The organism is Lentimicrobium saccharophilum, from assembly GCF_001192835.1.
Taxonomy (GTDB): Bacteria; Bacteroidota; Bacteroidia; order Bacteroidales; family Lentimicrobiaceae; genus Lentimicrobium; species Lentimicrobium saccharophilum.
Genome location: NZ_DF968182.1, coordinates 1,717,749 through 1,735,110, shown reverse-complemented (window position 1 = coordinate 1,735,110; position 17,362 = coordinate 1,717,749). Strand labels below are relative to the sequence as shown.

Below are 17,362 nucleotides of genomic sequence, written 5' to 3'. Positions count from 1 at the left end.
TAACAGTTGTGTGAAACAATTAACAGTTGTAAGATGTTGAAATATAGTGTGATATAATTTGTGGCACGACCATTGGTATAGGTGGAATGACCTAAGTTTAATTAAGATAAAAAAAGTCATGGCACGATTCACGCTCCCCCGCGATCTCTACTTCGGAGAAAACGCACTCACAGAACTCAGAAATCTCAAAGGTACCCGCGCCATTATTGTTGTTGGCGGCGGATCGATGAAGAAATTCGGATTCCTGAACAAGGTGGAAACCTATCTTCAGGAAGCCGGAATGGAAACGCTTGTTTTTGAAGGAGTGGAACCGGATCCATCCGTGGAAACGGTGATGCGGGGAGCTGAAGCCATGAGGAGGTTCAATCCCGACTGGATTGTATCGATCGGTGGCGGATCGCCCATTGATGCGGCCAAGGCAATGTGGGTTTTTTATGAGCATCCGGAGGCTACTTTTGAAGAAATTGCGAAGCCATTCAATATTCCGGTTTTGCGCAACAAGGCCCGCTTTGTTGCTATCCCCTCAACCAGTGGCACGGCAACGGAAGTAACGGCTTTTTCAGTGATTACGGATTATAAGACCCAGATCAAGTATCCCCTGGCCGATTTTGAGATTACTCCGGATGTTGCGATTGTTGATCCGGCCCTGGCTTATACCATGCCAAAGGAACTGACCGCCCACACCGGGATGGATGCACTGGCCCATGCCACGGAGGCTTATGTTGCCGTAAACCGGTCTGATTTCTCCGATCCGCTTGCCCTGAAAGCCATCCGGATGATTAAGGATAATCTTGTTAAATCCTATCATGGTGACAAAGAGGCCCGGAATAAGATGCATATTGCACAGTGCCTTGCCGGGATGGCATTTTCGAATGCACTGCTCGGGATTGTGCACAGCATGGCCCACAAATCCGGCGCAGTTTTTCATATCCCGCACGGATGTCTGAACGCGATATACCTGCCGGTAGTAATTGACTACAACCGAAAGGTTTGTGCCGACCGTTACGCCGAAATTGCCCGTTCGATTGATCTTCCGGGTGCCACCAATGATGAACTGACAGATGCCTTCCGCGATTTCTGCACCGGTCTGAATGATCAGCTGAACATCCCCCAAAGTCTGAGTGAGTATGGGATTGCAGAAGAAATGTTTTTAGGCAATGTTGACCGGATTTCGGCCAATGCGGTATTGGATGCCTGCACCGGATGCAATCCCCGCGAAACCGGAGTTAAAGAATTCAAAACCCTTTACACGGCTGCTTTCTACGGCACGAAAGTAAGCTTCTGATAAAAATACAGCTTTAATTTCTCATTTGTGTGTTTACTGCCGGCAGGAGGCCCTGCCTCCTGCCGGCTTTTTGTCTGAAAATCAAAATATTATGTTCACTGTCGTCAGCAGAATAAGCCCCGCTAAAGATATTTCCCTCATTGAAGTTTTTGCACCGCGCATTGCTTCGGCCCTGCTGCCGGGCCAGTTTGTAAACGTAAAACCAACAGCCGGAAGCCGTTATGTTTCCCTGCCCGTGATGAAGATAAATCATCATACAGGGACCATTGTCCTGCTGGTTCAGCTTGTTGATGATGCAACAACATTGCTGGTAAACCATCCTGAAGTGTTTATTCTCGAAAATATGACCGGACCTCATGGCAGACCCTCCTTACTGAATGAGTGCAATGACAGTGAGCTGGTAAAAGCTAAATTCCTGTTTATTGCCGGTGGTCTGGGTGTGGCGTCTGCTTTAATGCAGATAGAATGGTTGAATAAAATCGGAGGGAGCGCAGATGTTTTGCTTACAGCTCCTTCCAAATCTTCCCTGCTATTCAGGGATCAGTTTGAAAAGATATGCCGGAATGTTTTTCTGGCCACCGACGACGGTAGTGTCGGATTCCATGGTTCAGTAACTCAGTTACTCGGATTACTTCCCTATGACCAGGTGAAAGGTTACGACCTGATAACCACATTTGGTCCCTTGAAGATGATGAAGCAGGTGGCAGACTTTGCCCTGAATCATGGAATTCCGGCGACTGCCGGTTTTGTTGAATTATTGTCCGCTACCGGCCTCAGCGGGTTCAGGCTGGATGTGGGCGGCGAGTCGCTGGATGTAGCCCTTTATGGGCCGGAATTTGATGCCCGTCAGGTTGACTTTCAACATGCGATCAGCCGTTCAAGCATTAGTGTAGCTTCCGGGAAGGATTCCGGGGATACCGTCAAAGTCAGGGATATTTCGGGCAAAAGTCTGGGTGAGCCTGTTTCAAAGCAGGCATAAAGATCAGAGGTTATGGAATACAATAGCTCAGATTCGGGAAATTTTTCCCTGCATAAGAGGGAATTTGTGTCCACGGCATCATTTTCAGGTAGTGGAACAGGTGAAACAGCCGGCGTTTTTTATCCTGTTACTGGAGACGTCGAAATTTCCGGGCTCAGGAGGTATGGGCTTTACTTGTCGTATCTCAGGCTTATGCGCCTGAGGGGCAGAACTGACCTGTCTGTTGAATCAATAGCATCGGAAACCGGAATACACCAAAATCAGGTAGAAGAGGATCTGATTGGCCATGGATTTATGCTGGCAGGCCAGAAGGCTGTTCATATATCTTCGCTTATGTTAGCGCTGGAGAAGATTCTTGGTTATTACAATGAAACGGAGTCATTTCTTGTAGGTGCCGGAAAACTGGGGACATCATTATTGCTGAAGGAAAATCTGGGGCAAACCAGCCTGAAGATTGTGGCGGCTTTTGATACGGACTACCGGAAAATCGGCAGCCTGATCGGTTCCATCAGGGTGATGTCGCCCGAAAAGATTATCCCGCTGGCGGCACGTATGCATGTCAGTCTGGGAATCATAGCCACTCCGGCCGGCGAGGCTTCCCATGTAGCCGATCTACTGGCCGGTGCCGGCATGAAAGCCATCTGGAACTTTACTGCTGATAACATTGATCCGGGGCCCGGGATTATTGTTGAACAAACCCGCCCCGGACAAGACATCGCTGCCGCCTATGAGCGCATTATTCATCGGCTGAGAAGCCAGGCGGTTCACTGAGTCATTACCCTAAATCATCCTGATATGAATCCGAAAATACAAATCACCATCTGCATGGGAAGCTCCTGCTATTCAAGAGGAAACAGGGTGAGTCTTGAACTGATCAAAGCGTGGCTGAATGAGCGGAAACTCGAAGCTGAAGTCAACTTCAAGGGACAGCTATGTTCCGGTTTGTGCAGCAAAGGTCCCGTCCTGATTATCAACGACCATGTCTATCAGGATGTACATCCGGCCAATGTGATCAATATTCTGAAAAGCGCCATCAGCGGGGTTCATGCCTGAAAAATGATACTGAAATGGACAGGATGCAGCCGGTGTATACCGAAACCAACAATTGTCAGGATTGCTACAAGTGCATCAGGGAATGTCCCGTAAAGGCAATCAGAATAGAGTCCGACAGGGCTTCAATTGTGCGCGATCTCTGTATTTTTTGCGGCCGTTGCACCCTGATTTGTCCTTCCGGCGCCAAAAAGGTGCGCGATGATGTGTCGCGGGTCAAACGTATGCTCAGGCGCGATAAACCGGTATATGTTTCCCTGGCGCCTTCTTTTGTGGCTGAGTTTGCCGCCTACCCTGTAAATGAATTAATAGCCGGGTTGGGGATGCTTGGTTTTACAGGCGTTTCGGAAACTGCCCTGGGTGCCGAGCGGGTCACCGCTGAAACATCCTGTTTGCTGCAACAGTCAGCATCCGGAATATTTATCAGTTCCGCTTGTCCCTCGGCTGTGGATTACATTCGCAAGTACAGGCCGGAACTTACCTCATGCATTGTGGGGCTGCATTCTCCGCTTATGGCTCATGCAGCGATGCTCCGTCAATGGTTTGGAGATGATATCCGGGTAGTTTTTATCGGACCCTGTGTGGCAAAAAAGAATGAATCCGACGATTTCAACTCCCTGATCGATGCCGCGCTGACATTTAAAGATCTGAGGGCATGGTTTGAAGAGGAGGGGATCCTGCCGGGCCTCGTCAGGATGAATGTGCCGGCAGAGTTTGTACCCTTCAGTGCAGCCGACGGTGCATTATATCCGCTTGACGGAGGGATGACAACGACCCTCAGGAATGTGGTCAGTTTGCCGGATGTCAGTTATATGCATATCTCCGGAATGGAGAATATTAAAGCAGCTCTTGACGGGGTTTCTGCACTTCAGTGTAATATCAAACTTTTTCTTGAACTGCTGGTATGTGACGGTGGTTGCGTCAATGGACCCGGATTCTCCTCGCAGAAAGGAACCATTGTCAAGAATCTGCAGATAGAACATTACCGAAAAATGCATAAAACCGGAAGTTCCGGAGCCGTTATATCTGCTGATTTTCCGGGCATCCGCTCGGCTTTCTGTACCGTAAGTCAGCCGGTGCGAAACCGCGATTGCAGTGAATCAGACATTCAGGAAGCGTTGCGCACAGTTGGTAAAACCTCCAAAGCCGACGAACTTAATTGCGGAGGTTGCGGATACAATAGTTGCCGTGATTTTGCCATCGCCATGCTCAGTGGTATGGCAGAGCGGCAGATGTGTGTTTCCTATATGCGGAAGGTAGCGGCCGATAAGGCCAGTGTGCTGCTGCAACGCATGCCTTACGGGGTGGTGCTGGTTGACGACAGTCTGCACGTGATCGAAAGCAACAAAGTTTTCGCTGAGCTGGCCGGTAACGACCTGCCAGCCCTCTGGGAAGTCAGGCCGGGGCTGAAGGGTGCCGACCTCAGGAAAATGATCAGCAGTCACAAGATATTCCTGAATGTGCTTTCATCAGGCAATGATTTGATTGATAAAAATATAGATGAGAAAGGGAGGCTGATGAACCTTTCCGTTTTCACCATTCAGCGGCACCGGATTGTTTGCGGTATTATACAGGACCTGCACCAGCCCGAAGTGATGCAGGAGCAGGTAGTCCGTCGTATAAGGCAGGTGGTGCGCGAAAATATGGGCACTGTGCAGAAAGTAGCTTTTCTGCTTGGCGAAAATGCAGCCCGCACCGAAGCCATGTTGAATGCCCTTGTTACTGAACAGGAAAAGGTCTGAACGATGAACGGCAGCGAATTTTACATAGAAATTGCTTCGAGGCAACTCTGTAAAAAGGGTGAAACCATTTGCGGGGATGTGTTTCTGTCGCGTAAGATTCAGGAAGAGAACCGCATCATTACCGTACTGAGTGATGGGCTGGGCAGCGGCGTGCGGGCAAATGTACTGGCAACGCTTACAGCCACCATGGGGCTCAATTTTACCATGGAAAGATATCCGCATGAGCGCACCGCCCGAACCATACTGGATACCCTTCCGGTCGACAGGGAAAGAAAAATCAGTTATGCGACGTTTACCATTGTTGACAGCGATGCAGATGGTGAAACCCGCATTGTCAATTTCGATAACCCGGCTCCGCTGGTAATCAGAGATTGCAAAGTTTTGAAAACCAATCAAACGAAGCTCGTGATAAACCGCAGGGTAGCCCGGAAGCGCGAACTTGCGTGCAGCACTTTTCTGGCCAGGCGCGAAGACCGGATAATTCTGATGAGCGATGGCATCAGCCAATCGGGGATAGGAACCAGTATGTATCCTTTCGGCTGGGATATGGCAGCAACAGGGGATTGGGTATGCCATTTACTGCAGCAGGAGCCGGGAATTTCGGCAGCTGATCTTTCGGGAAGAATGGTGGAGCGGGCACATGCCAACGACATTTACTCTGCCAATGATGATACTTCCTGCGTGGTCATCTATTTCAGGAGACCGCGCCGACTGCTGCTTTGCTCGGGGCCTCCCTATCACAATGCCGACGACCACAGGCTTGCCAAGATTGTGGAGTCGTTTTCAGGACAAAAGGTGCTATGCGGAGGTACTACGGCAGAGATTGTCGCCCGTGAAACCGGTCGTGGGATAGAAGTAAGTCTTGAAACCATGTCTGACGGTATTCCTCCCGTATCACGCATGAAAGGCGTAGATCTGGTGACGGAGGGCGTGCTTACCCTTGGCCGCGTTTCAGCCCGGTTGGAGGAGGGTGTTTCCCTGCCGGTGAAAGGCAGGGATGCCGCTTCTGCGCTGCTGAGGCTGCTGCTTAACAACGATCAGATTTACCTGCTGGCCGGCACCCGCATCAACGAAGCTCACCAGGATCCCAGCCTGCCTGTTGAGCTGGAAATCAGAAGGAATGTGGTGAAAAAAATAAAGCGGTTGCTTGAAGATAGGTATCTGAAAGAGGTACATCTGGACTTTATCTGAAACAAATATGGACGGGATGGTTGAAATAAAAATTTGCTTTGGAACCCTTTGTTTTATCATGGGGGGATCGGCTTTCGAAATGCTGGGAGAGCATCTTCCCGTAGAGTTCAGAAACAAGGTCAGGGTGCAGGGGATGAACTGTCCGGGATACTGTCAAAAGGCAGGGTTTGGCAAACCTCCGTTTGTTATGGTCAATCAGGCGCTGATTGAGGAGGCAAATATTCAGAAAGTAATTGCTAAAGTCAGGGAGGAACTGTCGCATGGCGCAAACCAATAATGCCACCCTGATCCGCAGGGAGATCATCACCCGGCTTTGCAGGCTTTACACCCAGGGGAGGCTTGACGAAATTGACCGGATACCCCTCGATATGGCGCCGCGCAATACCGCCGCCCACAACTCCCGATGCTGCATTCACAAGGCAAGGGCCATTATCCGCTACAGGATTATGGCGTTGCTGGGTTTCAATGTCGCCGATGAAACCGATGAGCTGGAATCCCTCTACAGTTATGCCCTGCGATCACTGGCAGGCACCGACCATGGAAGCGGGGTGCTGACGGTAGTGGATGAAGCCTGCACTTCGTGTGTAAAAAGCAATTATACTGTTTCAAATCTTTGCCGTGGCTGCCTGGCCTCTCATTGCATGGTTACCTGCCCCAAACAGGCCATTTCAATGGAGAACGGGCAGGCAAAAATCGACCCTTCGAAATGTGTGGGTTGCGGTCTTTGCCAGGATGCCTGTCCGTATCATGCCATAATCTATGTACCCATACCCTGTGAAGAATCCTGTCCCGTAAAGGCTATCTACCGCAATGAAAAAGGAATTGAAGAAATTGATTATGAAAAGTGTATTCATTGTGGTAAATGCATGGTTGCCTGTCCTTTTGGTGCCATTATGTACCGGTCGCAGCTGATTCATGTGCTGCATCGCATTGCCAGGGCCGATAAACCGGTGGTTGCCATGCTCGCGCCTGCTGTTTGCGGACAGTTCAGGGTCAACTACCAGGCTGTGGAGCAGGCCGTGCTGAAGCTTGGCTTCACCGATGTGTTTGAAGTTGCTGCAGGCGCGGCGATAACTGCGCGGCACGAAGCGGAAGAGCTTGCCGAAACCCTGGAGTCGGGGAGGCCCTTCATGACCACTTCCTGCTGCCCCGCCTGGGTGGAAATGACGGAGAAGCACCTTCCGCAACTAAAACCTTCGGTTTCGGCGACATGGTCGCCGATGCGCTATACGGCAACGCTGGTAAGAGAGAAGTACCCCCATGCCACTGTGGTTTTTATAGGACCCTGCGTGGCCAAGCAGGCTGAAGCCCGAAAATATGAAGGGGTAGATTTTGTAATGACCTTCGAAGAACTGGGTTCGCTGATGATTGCCATGAATGTGGATTTTCAGGATTTTGAGCAGGAAGAACAGGGAGGGGTAATCCCTGAAAGGATATTTACTGCCAGCTCGGGCGTGATGCGTTCCGTAGCGGCTCATTATCACGGTGTGCCATTGAAGCCCCTGGTTGTCAATGGCCTGAATAAAAGGAATATTGCCGGACTACGGAAGTTGGTAGCCGGAAAGCATGATTACAATATGATTGAGGTGATGGCCTGCGAAGGCGGTTGCCTCTCAGGGCCTGCAGGCATCAGTTCACCAGAAGTAGCCCGTAAGCTCTTCAATGCGCGGGCCGGTGTGCAGGTGGATGCAATGGCTGAAAGTAAATAGGTTTCATTAACAAAATCAACATATACATGAAGGTTTCAGAAAAGCTGGCCCTGTTAAAGGCCAAAAGGGAGAAAGCCGCTGCAATGGGAGGCCGGGAAAGGGTCGGAAAGCAGCATGAAAAAGGAAAACTTACCGCGCGGGAACGCATAGAGCTGCTGTTCGACGAAGGGACATTCAGGGAACTCGATACATTCGTCTCGCACCGTTCTGTAAATTTCGGGATGGAAAAGGTAGAAATCGTTTCCGACGGGGTGATTACCGGTCACGGATTGATCAATGGCCGGCCCGTATTTGCATTTTCACAGGACTTTACCTCCAGTGGGGGTTCGTTGGGCGAGATGCATGCTGCCAAGATCTGCAAGGTGATGGATCTTGCACTCAAATCGGGGGTACCGGTGGTCGGGCTGAACGATTCGGGCGGCGCCCGGGTTGAAGAAGGGGTGGATGCCCTGAAGGGATACGGAGAGATTTTTTTCAGAAACTCACGGGCATCCGGCGTTATCCCGCAGATTTCAGCCATTATGGGCCCTTGTGCCGGTGGCGCTGTGTATTCTCCGGCCATGACCGACTTCGTTTTCATGGTCAAAAAGACCAGCCATATGTTTATTACCAGTCCTTATGTGATTAAAACCGTTACCGGTGAAGAGACTACTTTCGAGGAACTGGGCGGTGCCATGGTGCACAATTCGAAAAGCGGAAACGCTCATTTTGCCTGCGAAAACGATGAAGATACCATAGAACGCATCCGCGGACTACTTGATTATTTGCCGGATAACAATATGAGCCAGGCGCCCCGCATCGAAATGCAGGATGATCCTGCCCGGCTTTGCCCTGAACTGGATGTCCTAATTCCCGATGATCCCAGGGTGCCTTACGATATGAAGGCCATTATTCATGAGGTGGTGGATGCGGGGGAATTTTATGAAGTGCATGAGCACTTCGCCGAAAATTGTATCGTTGGTTTCGCACGCCTCAACAACCGTTCGGTGGGCATTATTGCCAATCAACCCATGGTGTCGGCAGGGTGTCTCGATATTGATGCTTCTGATAAAATCAGCCGTTTTATCCGGACCTGCGATGCTTTCAATATTCCCATCGTCACGTTTGTGGATGTTCCGGGTTACCTTCCCGGGGTGCATCAGGAGTGGGGAGGCATCATCAGGCATGGGGCCAAGTTGCTGTGGAGTTATTCCGAAGCAACCGTTCCCAAGTTTACAGTGGTAATCCGTAAGGATTATGGCGGCGCTTATCTGGCGATGAGTGCCCGCCAGCTTGGCGCGGATATGGTTTTTGCATGGCCTACGGCCGAAATTGCCGTGATGGGTGCCAAAGGCGCGGTGGAAGTCTTGTCGGGATACCGCAAAGAGATCAGGGAAGCCGAAGATAAGGAAGTAAAGACCCGCGAAAAGATTGCGGAATACGAAGAGCGTTTCAATGTTCCTTACATCGCGGCCCAACGCGGGTATATCGATGAAGTAATCCTGCCTTCGGAAACCCGCCAGCGGCTGATTGACGGTCTGGAAATTATGGCAACGAAGACAGAGGCCCTTCCGCCGAAAAAACATGGTAATATTCCTCAATAATCCTGAAAATGACAAAGAAAGAACTGAAAATGAAAGCGGCTGCAGTGGCAGTTGGCTTTTACCTGAAACAGCAGGAAAAGGAGAGTGTGCAGGTAAGCGTGAACGAATGGGCGCGCATGGGCCTTAAAATGGCCATGAACGGCAGGGAACTCCTGCAGCTGAAAGGCAGAATTTCGAGAATGAAATAAGAACTTAAAATGAGAAAATCATGAGAACTTTTGATAAACACGGGGTTTTAGAGATGACCCCCATGAATTATGACGCGAACCGCCCGGCCGCTTCAAATCCTGTGAAGATACAGGATGTCAGCCTCAGGGACGGGCACCAGTCATTGTTTGCGACCCGCGGCCGCACCGAAGATATGATTCCCGTTGCCGAAATGATGGATGAAGTCGGCTTTCATGCCATTGAAACCTGGGGAGGAGCCACATTCGATACCATGCACCGCTACCTCAATGAAGATCCCTGGGAACGACTCCGGGTGCTGAAAAAATACATGCCCAAAACACCTTTCTTTATGTTGCTCCGCGGTCAGAATGTGGTGGGCTACCGGAATTATGCCGATGATGTGGTGGAAACGTTTGTACAGCGTGCCTGCGACAACGGTATGGATATCTTCCGCTGCTTTGACGCCCTGAATGATTACAGAAACTTCGAAACCGCCGCAAAGGTGGTGAAGCGCAACAACAGGCACTTTCAGGGAACAATCTGCTACACTTTAACGGAGCCGAGACTCGGTGGTGAAATCTACAATATAGATTACTACATCAATAAGGCCAGGGAACTGATGGAATTCGGCGTAGATTCCATCTGCATCAAGGATATGGCGGGACTGGTAGCGCCTTACGATATCTACAACCTTGTAACGGAACTCAAGAAGATTACGGATCTTCCCATTAACCTTCATACGCACTTTACCTCCGGCATGGGCGACCTGGCGATTTTCAAAGCCATAGAGGCCGGGGTGGATATTGTGGATACCTGTATGTCGCCTTACGCCTACCGGACATCTCATGCAGCCATTGAGCCGCTGGTAATTTCGCTGCTGGGCACCAGTCGTGATACCGGACTGGATATCAGAAAGCTGTCGGAAATCAGCGCGAAAATGGAGGAGTTTATTCCCAAATACAGGCATCTTGACAACAACCCTAAATATTCTGTTATTGACACTGATGTGATTATGCACCAGACGCCCGGCGGTATGCTGTCAAATCTGGTGAACCAACTTAAGCAGATGAATGCGCTGGATAAACTGGAGGATGTTTTCAGGCTGCTGCCTAAAGTACGCAAAGACCTGGGGCAGATTCCCCTGGTTACTCCAACCAGTCAGATTGTGGGCGTGCAGACGGTTAATAATGTGCTCTTTGATTCCTATGAAGGTGAATATGCAAGGATTACCGAACAGGTGAAGGATCTGTGCTACGGGCTTTACGGCGCCACTACCCGTCCGATCAGCAATGAGTTGCGTGCCCGGGCGCTCAAAGATTATCCCCGCGGAGAGCAGCACATCGATTGCAGGCCCGGCAGCGTGCTTAAGCCTGAAATGCCGGGCGTAGCCAAAGAAGCGGAAGGCCTTGCCAGGGATGTTGATGATGAACTGATCGTGGCCCTTTACCCCGTAACCGGAAAGCGGTTCCTGAAATGGAAATATGGTCTGGAAACCCCTCCGGACGATGTAAAGCCAAAAACGATGGAAGACGTGAAGCGGGAGCAGGAACTGGTTTCTGCCGCCCTGCGCGGGGAACATTCACAGAAAAAGGATGCCGGAAGCCTGAATGAACTCGAGGTGTACGTTGACGGTGAGCGGTTTACCGTTGCCATACCTGAGTTTAAAACCACTACGCGTCAGGTGCGCAAACCCAAAAGGGAAAAGGAAAAGCAGACCACGGTCAGCACCGGCGCACTGGTAGCCCCTATTCCCGGCATGCTGGTGGAGTTTAAAAAGAAAAACGGCGAACAGGTTAAATCAGGAGAAACCGTTGCGGTGATTGAGGCCATGAAAATGATGAATAACATCAAGGCTACAGCCGATGGAATTGTTTCAGGAATAAAATTCAATCCCGGTGATGCCGTAGCCAAGAACGATGTGCTCTTTGTGGTGGAACCCTTAGCCTGACAGATAATTAGAGGCAGTTTGAAATTTATCATCCTGGTTTGAGTATTATTTACGGGAGAAGGACCTGGCGGGCAAATTGCCTGTCAGGCCTTTTACTTTTTATCTCTCATTGGTTTAAATCTTAGCGGTAATCCGGGTTATTTCCGGAAGCATAAAATCATCACAAGTCTTACCTTTGCCGGAAAATTTTTACGCCGATGAAAATTGATTTGCGGAGCGATACCGTTACCCGTCCCACACCGGGTATGCTTGAAGCCATGTTTTCAGCCCCGGTCGGGGATGATGTTTTCGGGGAAGATCCTACGGTAGCTGCCCTTGAAGCAAAAACGGCCGCTCTTTTCGGGAAGGAAGCCGGGCTTTTTTGCCCCTCGGGCACCATGACCAACCAGATTGCAGCCAGGGTGCATGCCCGGCCGGGCGAAGAGGTGATTCTGCACAAGCTTTCGCACGTGTATTACTATGAAGCTGGCGGGTTGATGTCGAACTCGGGGCTTTCGGTATGTCTGCTGGAGGGTGACCGTGGGAGGATCACAGCAAAGGATGTGGCCGATCACATCAATCCCGACGACCTGCACCGTCCGCGTACCGCAATGACAGAGGTTGAAAATACCATGAATAAGGGAGGAGGCGCTGTTTACAGCAATCAGGAACTTGCCGCGATAGGGGAGGTTTGCCGTAACAACGGACTCAAATATCACCTTGATGGTGCCCGGGTTTTTAATGCCCTGGCTGTTACCGGGCAATCAACGCGGGAATGCGGCGCTTTGTTTGACAGCATCTCCATTTGCCTTTCCAAGGGTCTGGGTGCTCCTGTAGGTTCGGTTTTGCTGGGTGATCATGAATTTATCCGCAGGGCCAGGAGGGTAAGAAAGGTGTTCGGGGGTGGCATGCGACAGGCGGGATATCTTGCCGCTGCCGGAATATATGCAATTGATCATCACGTTGAGCGGCTGAAAGAGGATCACCGGCGGGCCCGCCAGCTGGGAGAAGCCCTTCAGCAACTTCAATGGGTGAGTGAGGTGCTGCCTGTGGATACTAATATTGTGATTTTCAAAGTTAAAGAGCCGCTCACCGCTTCAATGGTTACAGGCAAACTGGCAGAAGAGGGCGTTCTGGCCATCGATTTCGACAGGCAATCGGTAAGGCTGGTCACGCACCTTGATTTTACTGAAAATATGCTTGACCAAACCATAGATATCATCAGGCAACTGAAATTTTAACCGGTTCACCGTCTAACCTTTTAATTCCGGTAGATTGCCGGGATGCTTTAAACAATGGGAATGTCTTATTGTTATTTCAGTATGGAAAACATGCTGAAAAATGACAGTTCCGTTTAAATACCTGATTTTTCTGGTGATAATTACTTTGCAGGTCCTTCCTTCCGCGGGCAGGGCACAGGTACATCCGTTACTTCAGGATTTCTCGGGTTACCAGCAGGGCAATAAGGTCTTCCTTCGCTGGACTTTCCGGAGTGGTAGCCTGTGCGAAGGAACCCGTATCGAAAGATCTGCGGATGGGCTGTTTTATGATGAGATCGGAGAGATTCCCGGTATCTGCGGTAACCCTGAAACTTCTGTCACCTTCACTTTTACCGACAGCCTGCCTGTTCCGAACACCCTGAACTACTATCGCCTTGAACTTGGTAATACGGGTTTTACTACCGCTCTGGAGGTTGAATTCATACCTTCAGGTGATCGGGGTTATACCATCCTTTATTCAGATCAGGGTGCAGAATTATCCGTTAAAAACCCGCCGGCGCGCAAAGGCGAAGTGTCAATCCTGGATATTTCCGGCAAAAGCATTGATAACTATATATTTGATCAAAGACGTATCATGCTTACCCGTAAGCCGGTTATCAAAGGAATATACCTTTTCGTGCTCCGTTATGAGAACGGCGCCGGATTATCCGGAAAATTCATAATACCTTAAGGTTGCCGCGAGCTGACTGAAATATTCCGTCAATACAATCAGGCATCATGATTCTGAAAATGCCTTCTCAAATTCCAGGTCGAATCTTCTGTTCACTGCATCACAACCATGTCTGAAAAGAGGGTTGTAGTTGTCCTCTTCCGTTATCCTGAACCGGAGTTTACTGCTGGTACAATACTTTGGCAGCAAAGAGGCAACTTCGAAAATGATGTCGTCGACCGTTTCGAATGTACCGAGGCCCAGCCGCGAAAGCAGCTTATCGGTTTGTTTCCATCCTTCGTATTGAATCGCAGGTTCCAATGCCTTGTCGATTTTCTGAATCACTTTCTGACTGTTGGTAAAGGTGCCTCCGGTCTCCCAGGGTAGTGAAGCAGGTAATACAAGGTCAGCCATTTTTGCCGTCTCGGTCATGAAATAATCCTGCACCATTACGAATCCGGCTTTGGAAAACCAATTCCTGACTTCGTCCTGGTTTACGGCGCATCCCACAGGGTCTTCACCGAAAATAAAAAGGTTCCTGTATGTGCCGCTTTGCATGTCGTGCAGGGTGCAACCGTTTCCTGACGGCAGTTCTCCGCAGTTCCAGCTGTGCTCGAACGATTGTCTGAGGATGGGGTCTTCCCAGTCGCAGGCCCCCGGGCCCAGGTTTGACATTACGCCCATGTCGTGCAGGCCATGGCTGTTGTTTTTTTCTTTCAGCAACATCAGCCCGCTGCCGGTTTTCCCGTGTTTGCCGGTGATGCAGGCAAGGTTGAAGATTTCGGAACAGGTGAGTCCCGACAATTCCTTTTCGGAAAAAACAATGACCGCCGCTTTTTCATTGTTGTAATCTACCGCAAACCGGATGATGGTTTCTTCACGGTCAACACCCGATGCCTTTACCAGATCTGAAAAAGATTCACGCAGTGTATGTGACTTGTATTCGTCGAAATTATCGATCAGGTCTCTTATAAAGAGTTGATTCTCCAGTTTATGTGTAAGCAGATAATGGTTCGCCGCTTTCACGAAATGGTAATAGGATTTTATCCTGATAATTTTATCTGCTTTATGGTCCGAAGTACTTTTGTCAGGCGCAGTGATTACCTCCACCGGAATGCCATTTATCTTCCGGTTATTCCAGATCATAAAACCGGCAACGGCATTGTCCCTGCTCACTTCTGCCCCCAGCAGGTAGACACGGCTCGATTCGGTAAGCTCGGGGAAAGGCAGGTTGGCCTTGGTAAGCTTTGTATACCCGGAGCCACGTCCAAGATAATGGAAACTGCCGATATTATTGGTTTTCGCACCCGCACGTGCCAGCTTTTGAACCAGGTACTGTTCTTCATTGGTAAGGCGCGCCCCGGCCAGAAAAGCAGACTCTGATGGTATGGAAGTTCTGATCTTTTTTTCCAGAATATCAAATGCCTCGTCCCATTCAATGGGCTCATGCTTTCCGTTCTTTTTCAGCATCGGAACGGTAAGGCGGCTGCGGTCATTCAGGTACTGATAACCGAATTTTCCGTACCGGCAGATGTTTCCGTCCTGGTTTACTAAGCCTTCTGCCCCCTTAACCTCCATCACAAAACCGTTACGGTGATGAATCTCCAGGGTGCATCCCACGGAACAGTAGTTACAGATGGTGTTGAAACTTTCAGTCTTTACCGGTCCCGGCTTGAACAGCTTGTTTTCGGAAAGGGCGCCGGTAGGGCAGGTGGAAAGGCAGAGCCCGCACGATTCACACTGGGTGTCGCTCAGCGAGTTGCCCATACTTGGAGCTACATAGGTATCAAATCCCCGGTTTACCAGCCCCAGGGCGTTGGCACCGACCACCTCGTGGCAGATTCTCACGCATCGGGCGCAGAGTATGCACTTGTTGTTGTCAATTTCGATGTAGGGATGTCTGAAATCTACTTCATACTCGCGATGATCACCTTCGAAGTGCTTTTGCTCCGCTTCGTATTCGGTGGAGTATTTTTTCAGATCGCAGTCAAAATAGGCGGTGCATCCGCACTCGAGGCAACGGGCAGCTTCCTGCCTGGCAACCGCTTCGTTTTCATAACCCAGTTCAACTTCCTTAAAGTTATTGCGCTGATCAGGATCCAGCACCGGCATTTCATGCCTGAGCTGACGAGCGAACTTTCCGGCAAAATCAGCCTGAGTTTGCTCTCTGAAATTTTCCCGTTTGCTGATAAACTCTTTTTTGCGCGGCTTCACCGGCTGACCGGTAAGGTACTGATGACAACTCAGCGCTGCGATCCGGGCCTGGGCAATGGCCTGTATCAGGGTAGCCGGGCCGGTAACCCCGTCGCCTGCGGCAAACATTGAAGGGATGCCCGTCTGCAGGGTATTTTTATCGGCATCCAGATCTCCCCACTTGTTTGCGGCAAGCTGGCCTGTGGTTTCATTTGAATTGATATCATTCAGGAAATGTATATCTGTTTTCTGGCCAATTGCTGCCAGGGCGATATCCACGTCAATCTCAAATTCGCTGTCGGGAACCGGCACAGGTCTGCGCCTTCCTGAAGCATCAGGTTCGCCCAGCTCCATGCGGATGCAGATCATCCCTTTAATTCGGCCCTTTTCATCTTTTTTAACTTTCAGCGGAAGCGTCAGAAACATATATTCTACGCCTTCCAGTTTTGATTCATGGATCTCGATCGGATTGGCCGGCATCTCCTTTTCGGTACGGCGGTATATTACGTAAACCTTTGAAGCGCCGAGCCTGCGCGAAGTACGGCAGCAGTCCATGGCGGTATTGCCACCCCCGACAACAACTACCGTTTTTCCGGTGAAATCAGGTTTGTCGGATTTATTTAACTCCAGAGCCTTCAGAAAATCAGTACCTGCAAACACGCCGTCAGCATCGTCACCTTCGCAGCCAATCCCGGTACCTTTCTGAGAGCCGATGGCAAGTATGGTTGCGTTATATTTTAACCTCAGATCCTTGTAACTGATGTTGTCGCCAAGCCGTTTATTATAGTGGATATTTACCCCCATTTCGGTAATGTTATCCACTTCGCGCTGCAACAGGTCGTTGGGCAGCCGGTATTCGGGGATACCATACCTCAGCCATCCGCCGGCGGCCGGGCTGGCTTCATAAATATCCACTGCATGCCCTTCTTTTCTAAGGAAAAATGCTGCTGAAAGTCCGCCCGGTCCTGCGCCGATAACGGCAACACGTTTTCCGGTTTCGGGATGAATGTGCGGTTTGAATTTATCGGGTGAATCGAGGTCGATATCGGAAGCAAACCGTTTCAGGTAGTCGATGCCAACGGGTGCACCCTCGTCGAGCAGGTTACGGCGGCAGGCTACTTCGCAGGGACGCACGCATACACGTCCGCAGATGGCCGGCAGCGGATTTGTTTCCTTGATAACTGCCACGGCATCATTATATAATCCCTTCTCTATCAGTGAAATATACCCCTGAACATCTACGCCTGCCGGACAGGTCTGCTTGCAAGGTCCCACACAATCGGCATAATGGTTGCTGAGCATGAGTTCAAGTGCCGTTTTCCTTGCTTTCAGCACTTTCTCGCTGTGGGTTTTTATCTTCATTCCTTCGGCGATGCGTGTGGAGCAGGACGGCTGCATGCCGCGCATACCTTCAACCTCTACCACACAGACATAGCAGGATGTAAAAGGTTCAAGACGGGGATCGTCGCAAAGGGTCGGAATTTCAATGCCCAGCCTGCGGGCTGCGGTAAGTATGGTTTCACCTTCGTAACCCTTTGCTAACTGATCGTTTATAATAATGTTGACTTTATTCTTCATTGGATTCTCTTGCTTTTATTAAAAATAG

Annotated in this window: 14 protein-coding genes; 13 read left to right on the top strand and 1 reads right to left on the bottom strand. The window is 50.1% G+C overall.

Annotation, left to right across the window (positions count from 1 at the left end; all coding sequences use genetic code 11):
• Positions 1-118 precede the first annotated feature (118 nt).
• The 13 genes from TBC1_RS06535 (at position 119) to TBC1_RS06475 (ending at position 13,584) form a co-directional block, all read left to right on the top strand.
• Positions 119-1,285, top strand: coding sequence for an iron-containing alcohol dehydrogenase (locus TBC1_RS06535; protein WP_062039974.1), 1,167 nt, complete (start codon positions 119-121; stop codon positions 1,283-1,285).
• 91 nt (positions 1,286-1,376) lie between these two features.
• Positions 1,377-2,264, top strand: a complete 888-nt coding sequence (locus tag TBC1_RS06530) for a hypothetical protein (RefSeq protein WP_137305489.1) — start codon at positions 1,377-1,379, stop codon at positions 2,262-2,264.
• A 12-nt stretch (positions 2,265-2,276) separates the two neighbouring features.
• Positions 2,277-3,035 carry a redox-sensing transcriptional repressor Rex gene (locus TBC1_RS06525; RefSeq protein ID WP_062039970.1) on the top strand — a complete coding sequence of 253 codons (759 nt, stop codon included), beginning with the start codon at positions 2,277-2,279 and terminating at the stop codon, positions 3,033-3,035.
• Between the two features lie 24 nt (positions 3,036-3,059).
• A complete protein-coding gene (locus TBC1_RS06520) occupies positions 3,060-3,317 on the top strand; it encodes an NAD(P)H-dependent oxidoreductase subunit E (RefSeq protein WP_062039969.1) in 258 nt (85 codons plus the stop codon).
• Between the two features lie 14 nt (positions 3,318-3,331).
• Positions 3,332-5,056, top strand: a complete 1,725-nt coding sequence (locus tag TBC1_RS06515; protein WP_062039967.1) for a [Fe-Fe] hydrogenase large subunit C-terminal domain-containing protein — start codon at positions 3,332-3,334, stop codon at positions 5,054-5,056.
• Positions 5,057-5,059: 3 nt separating this feature from the next.
• Complete coding sequence (locus tag TBC1_RS06510) at positions 5,060-6,247, top strand: SpoIIE family protein phosphatase (RefSeq protein WP_062039965.1); 1,188 nt, start codon at positions 5,060-5,062, stop codon at positions 6,245-6,247.
• A gap of 16 nt (positions 6,248-6,263) precedes the next feature.
• A complete protein-coding gene (locus tag TBC1_RS06505; RefSeq protein WP_137305487.1) occupies positions 6,264-6,524 on the top strand; it encodes a thioredoxin domain-containing protein in 261 nt (86 codons plus the stop codon).
• Entirely contained in the window at positions 6,508-7,956 is a 1,449-nt protein-coding gene (locus TBC1_RS06500; protein ID WP_062039961.1) for a monomeric [FeFe] hydrogenase, read from the top strand. Before TBC1_RS06505 ends, TBC1_RS06500 begins: the two co-directional genes overlap by 17 nt.
• A gap of 26 nt (positions 7,957-7,982) precedes the next feature.
• Positions 7,983-9,539 (top strand): acyl-CoA carboxylase subunit beta, encoded by a 1,557-nt coding sequence (locus TBC1_RS06495; RefSeq protein ID WP_062039959.1) that lies wholly within the window; start codon positions 7,983-7,985, stop codon positions 9,537-9,539.
• 8 nt (positions 9,540-9,547) lie between these two features.
• A complete protein-coding gene (locus TBC1_RS06490) occupies positions 9,548-9,727 on the top strand; it encodes a hypothetical protein (RefSeq protein WP_062039957.1) in 180 nt (59 codons plus the stop codon).
• Positions 9,728-9,747: 20 nt separating this feature from the next.
• The gene (locus TBC1_RS06485) at positions 9,748-11,655 is read left to right on the top strand and encodes a pyruvate carboxylase subunit B (RefSeq protein ID WP_062039955.1); all 1,908 of its coding nucleotides are present in this window, start codon (positions 9,748-9,750) and stop codon (positions 11,653-11,655) included.
• Between the two features lie 197 nt (positions 11,656-11,852).
• A complete protein-coding gene (locus TBC1_RS06480; protein WP_062039954.1) occupies positions 11,853-12,875 on the top strand; it encodes a threonine aldolase family protein in 1,023 nt (340 codons plus the stop codon).
• A gap of 100 nt (positions 12,876-12,975) precedes the next feature.
• A complete protein-coding gene (locus TBC1_RS06475) occupies positions 12,976-13,584 on the top strand; it encodes a hypothetical protein (protein ID WP_062039952.1) in 609 nt (202 codons plus the stop codon).
• 45 nt (positions 13,585-13,629) lie between these two features.
• Here the strand turns inward: TBC1_RS06475 and TBC1_RS06470 are convergent, their stop codons facing one another.
• A complete protein-coding gene (locus TBC1_RS06470) occupies positions 13,630-17,334 on the bottom strand; it encodes an FAD-dependent oxidoreductase (RefSeq protein ID WP_062039949.1) in 3,705 nt (1,234 codons plus the stop codon).
• Between the last annotated feature and the right edge of the window lie 28 nt (positions 17,335-17,362).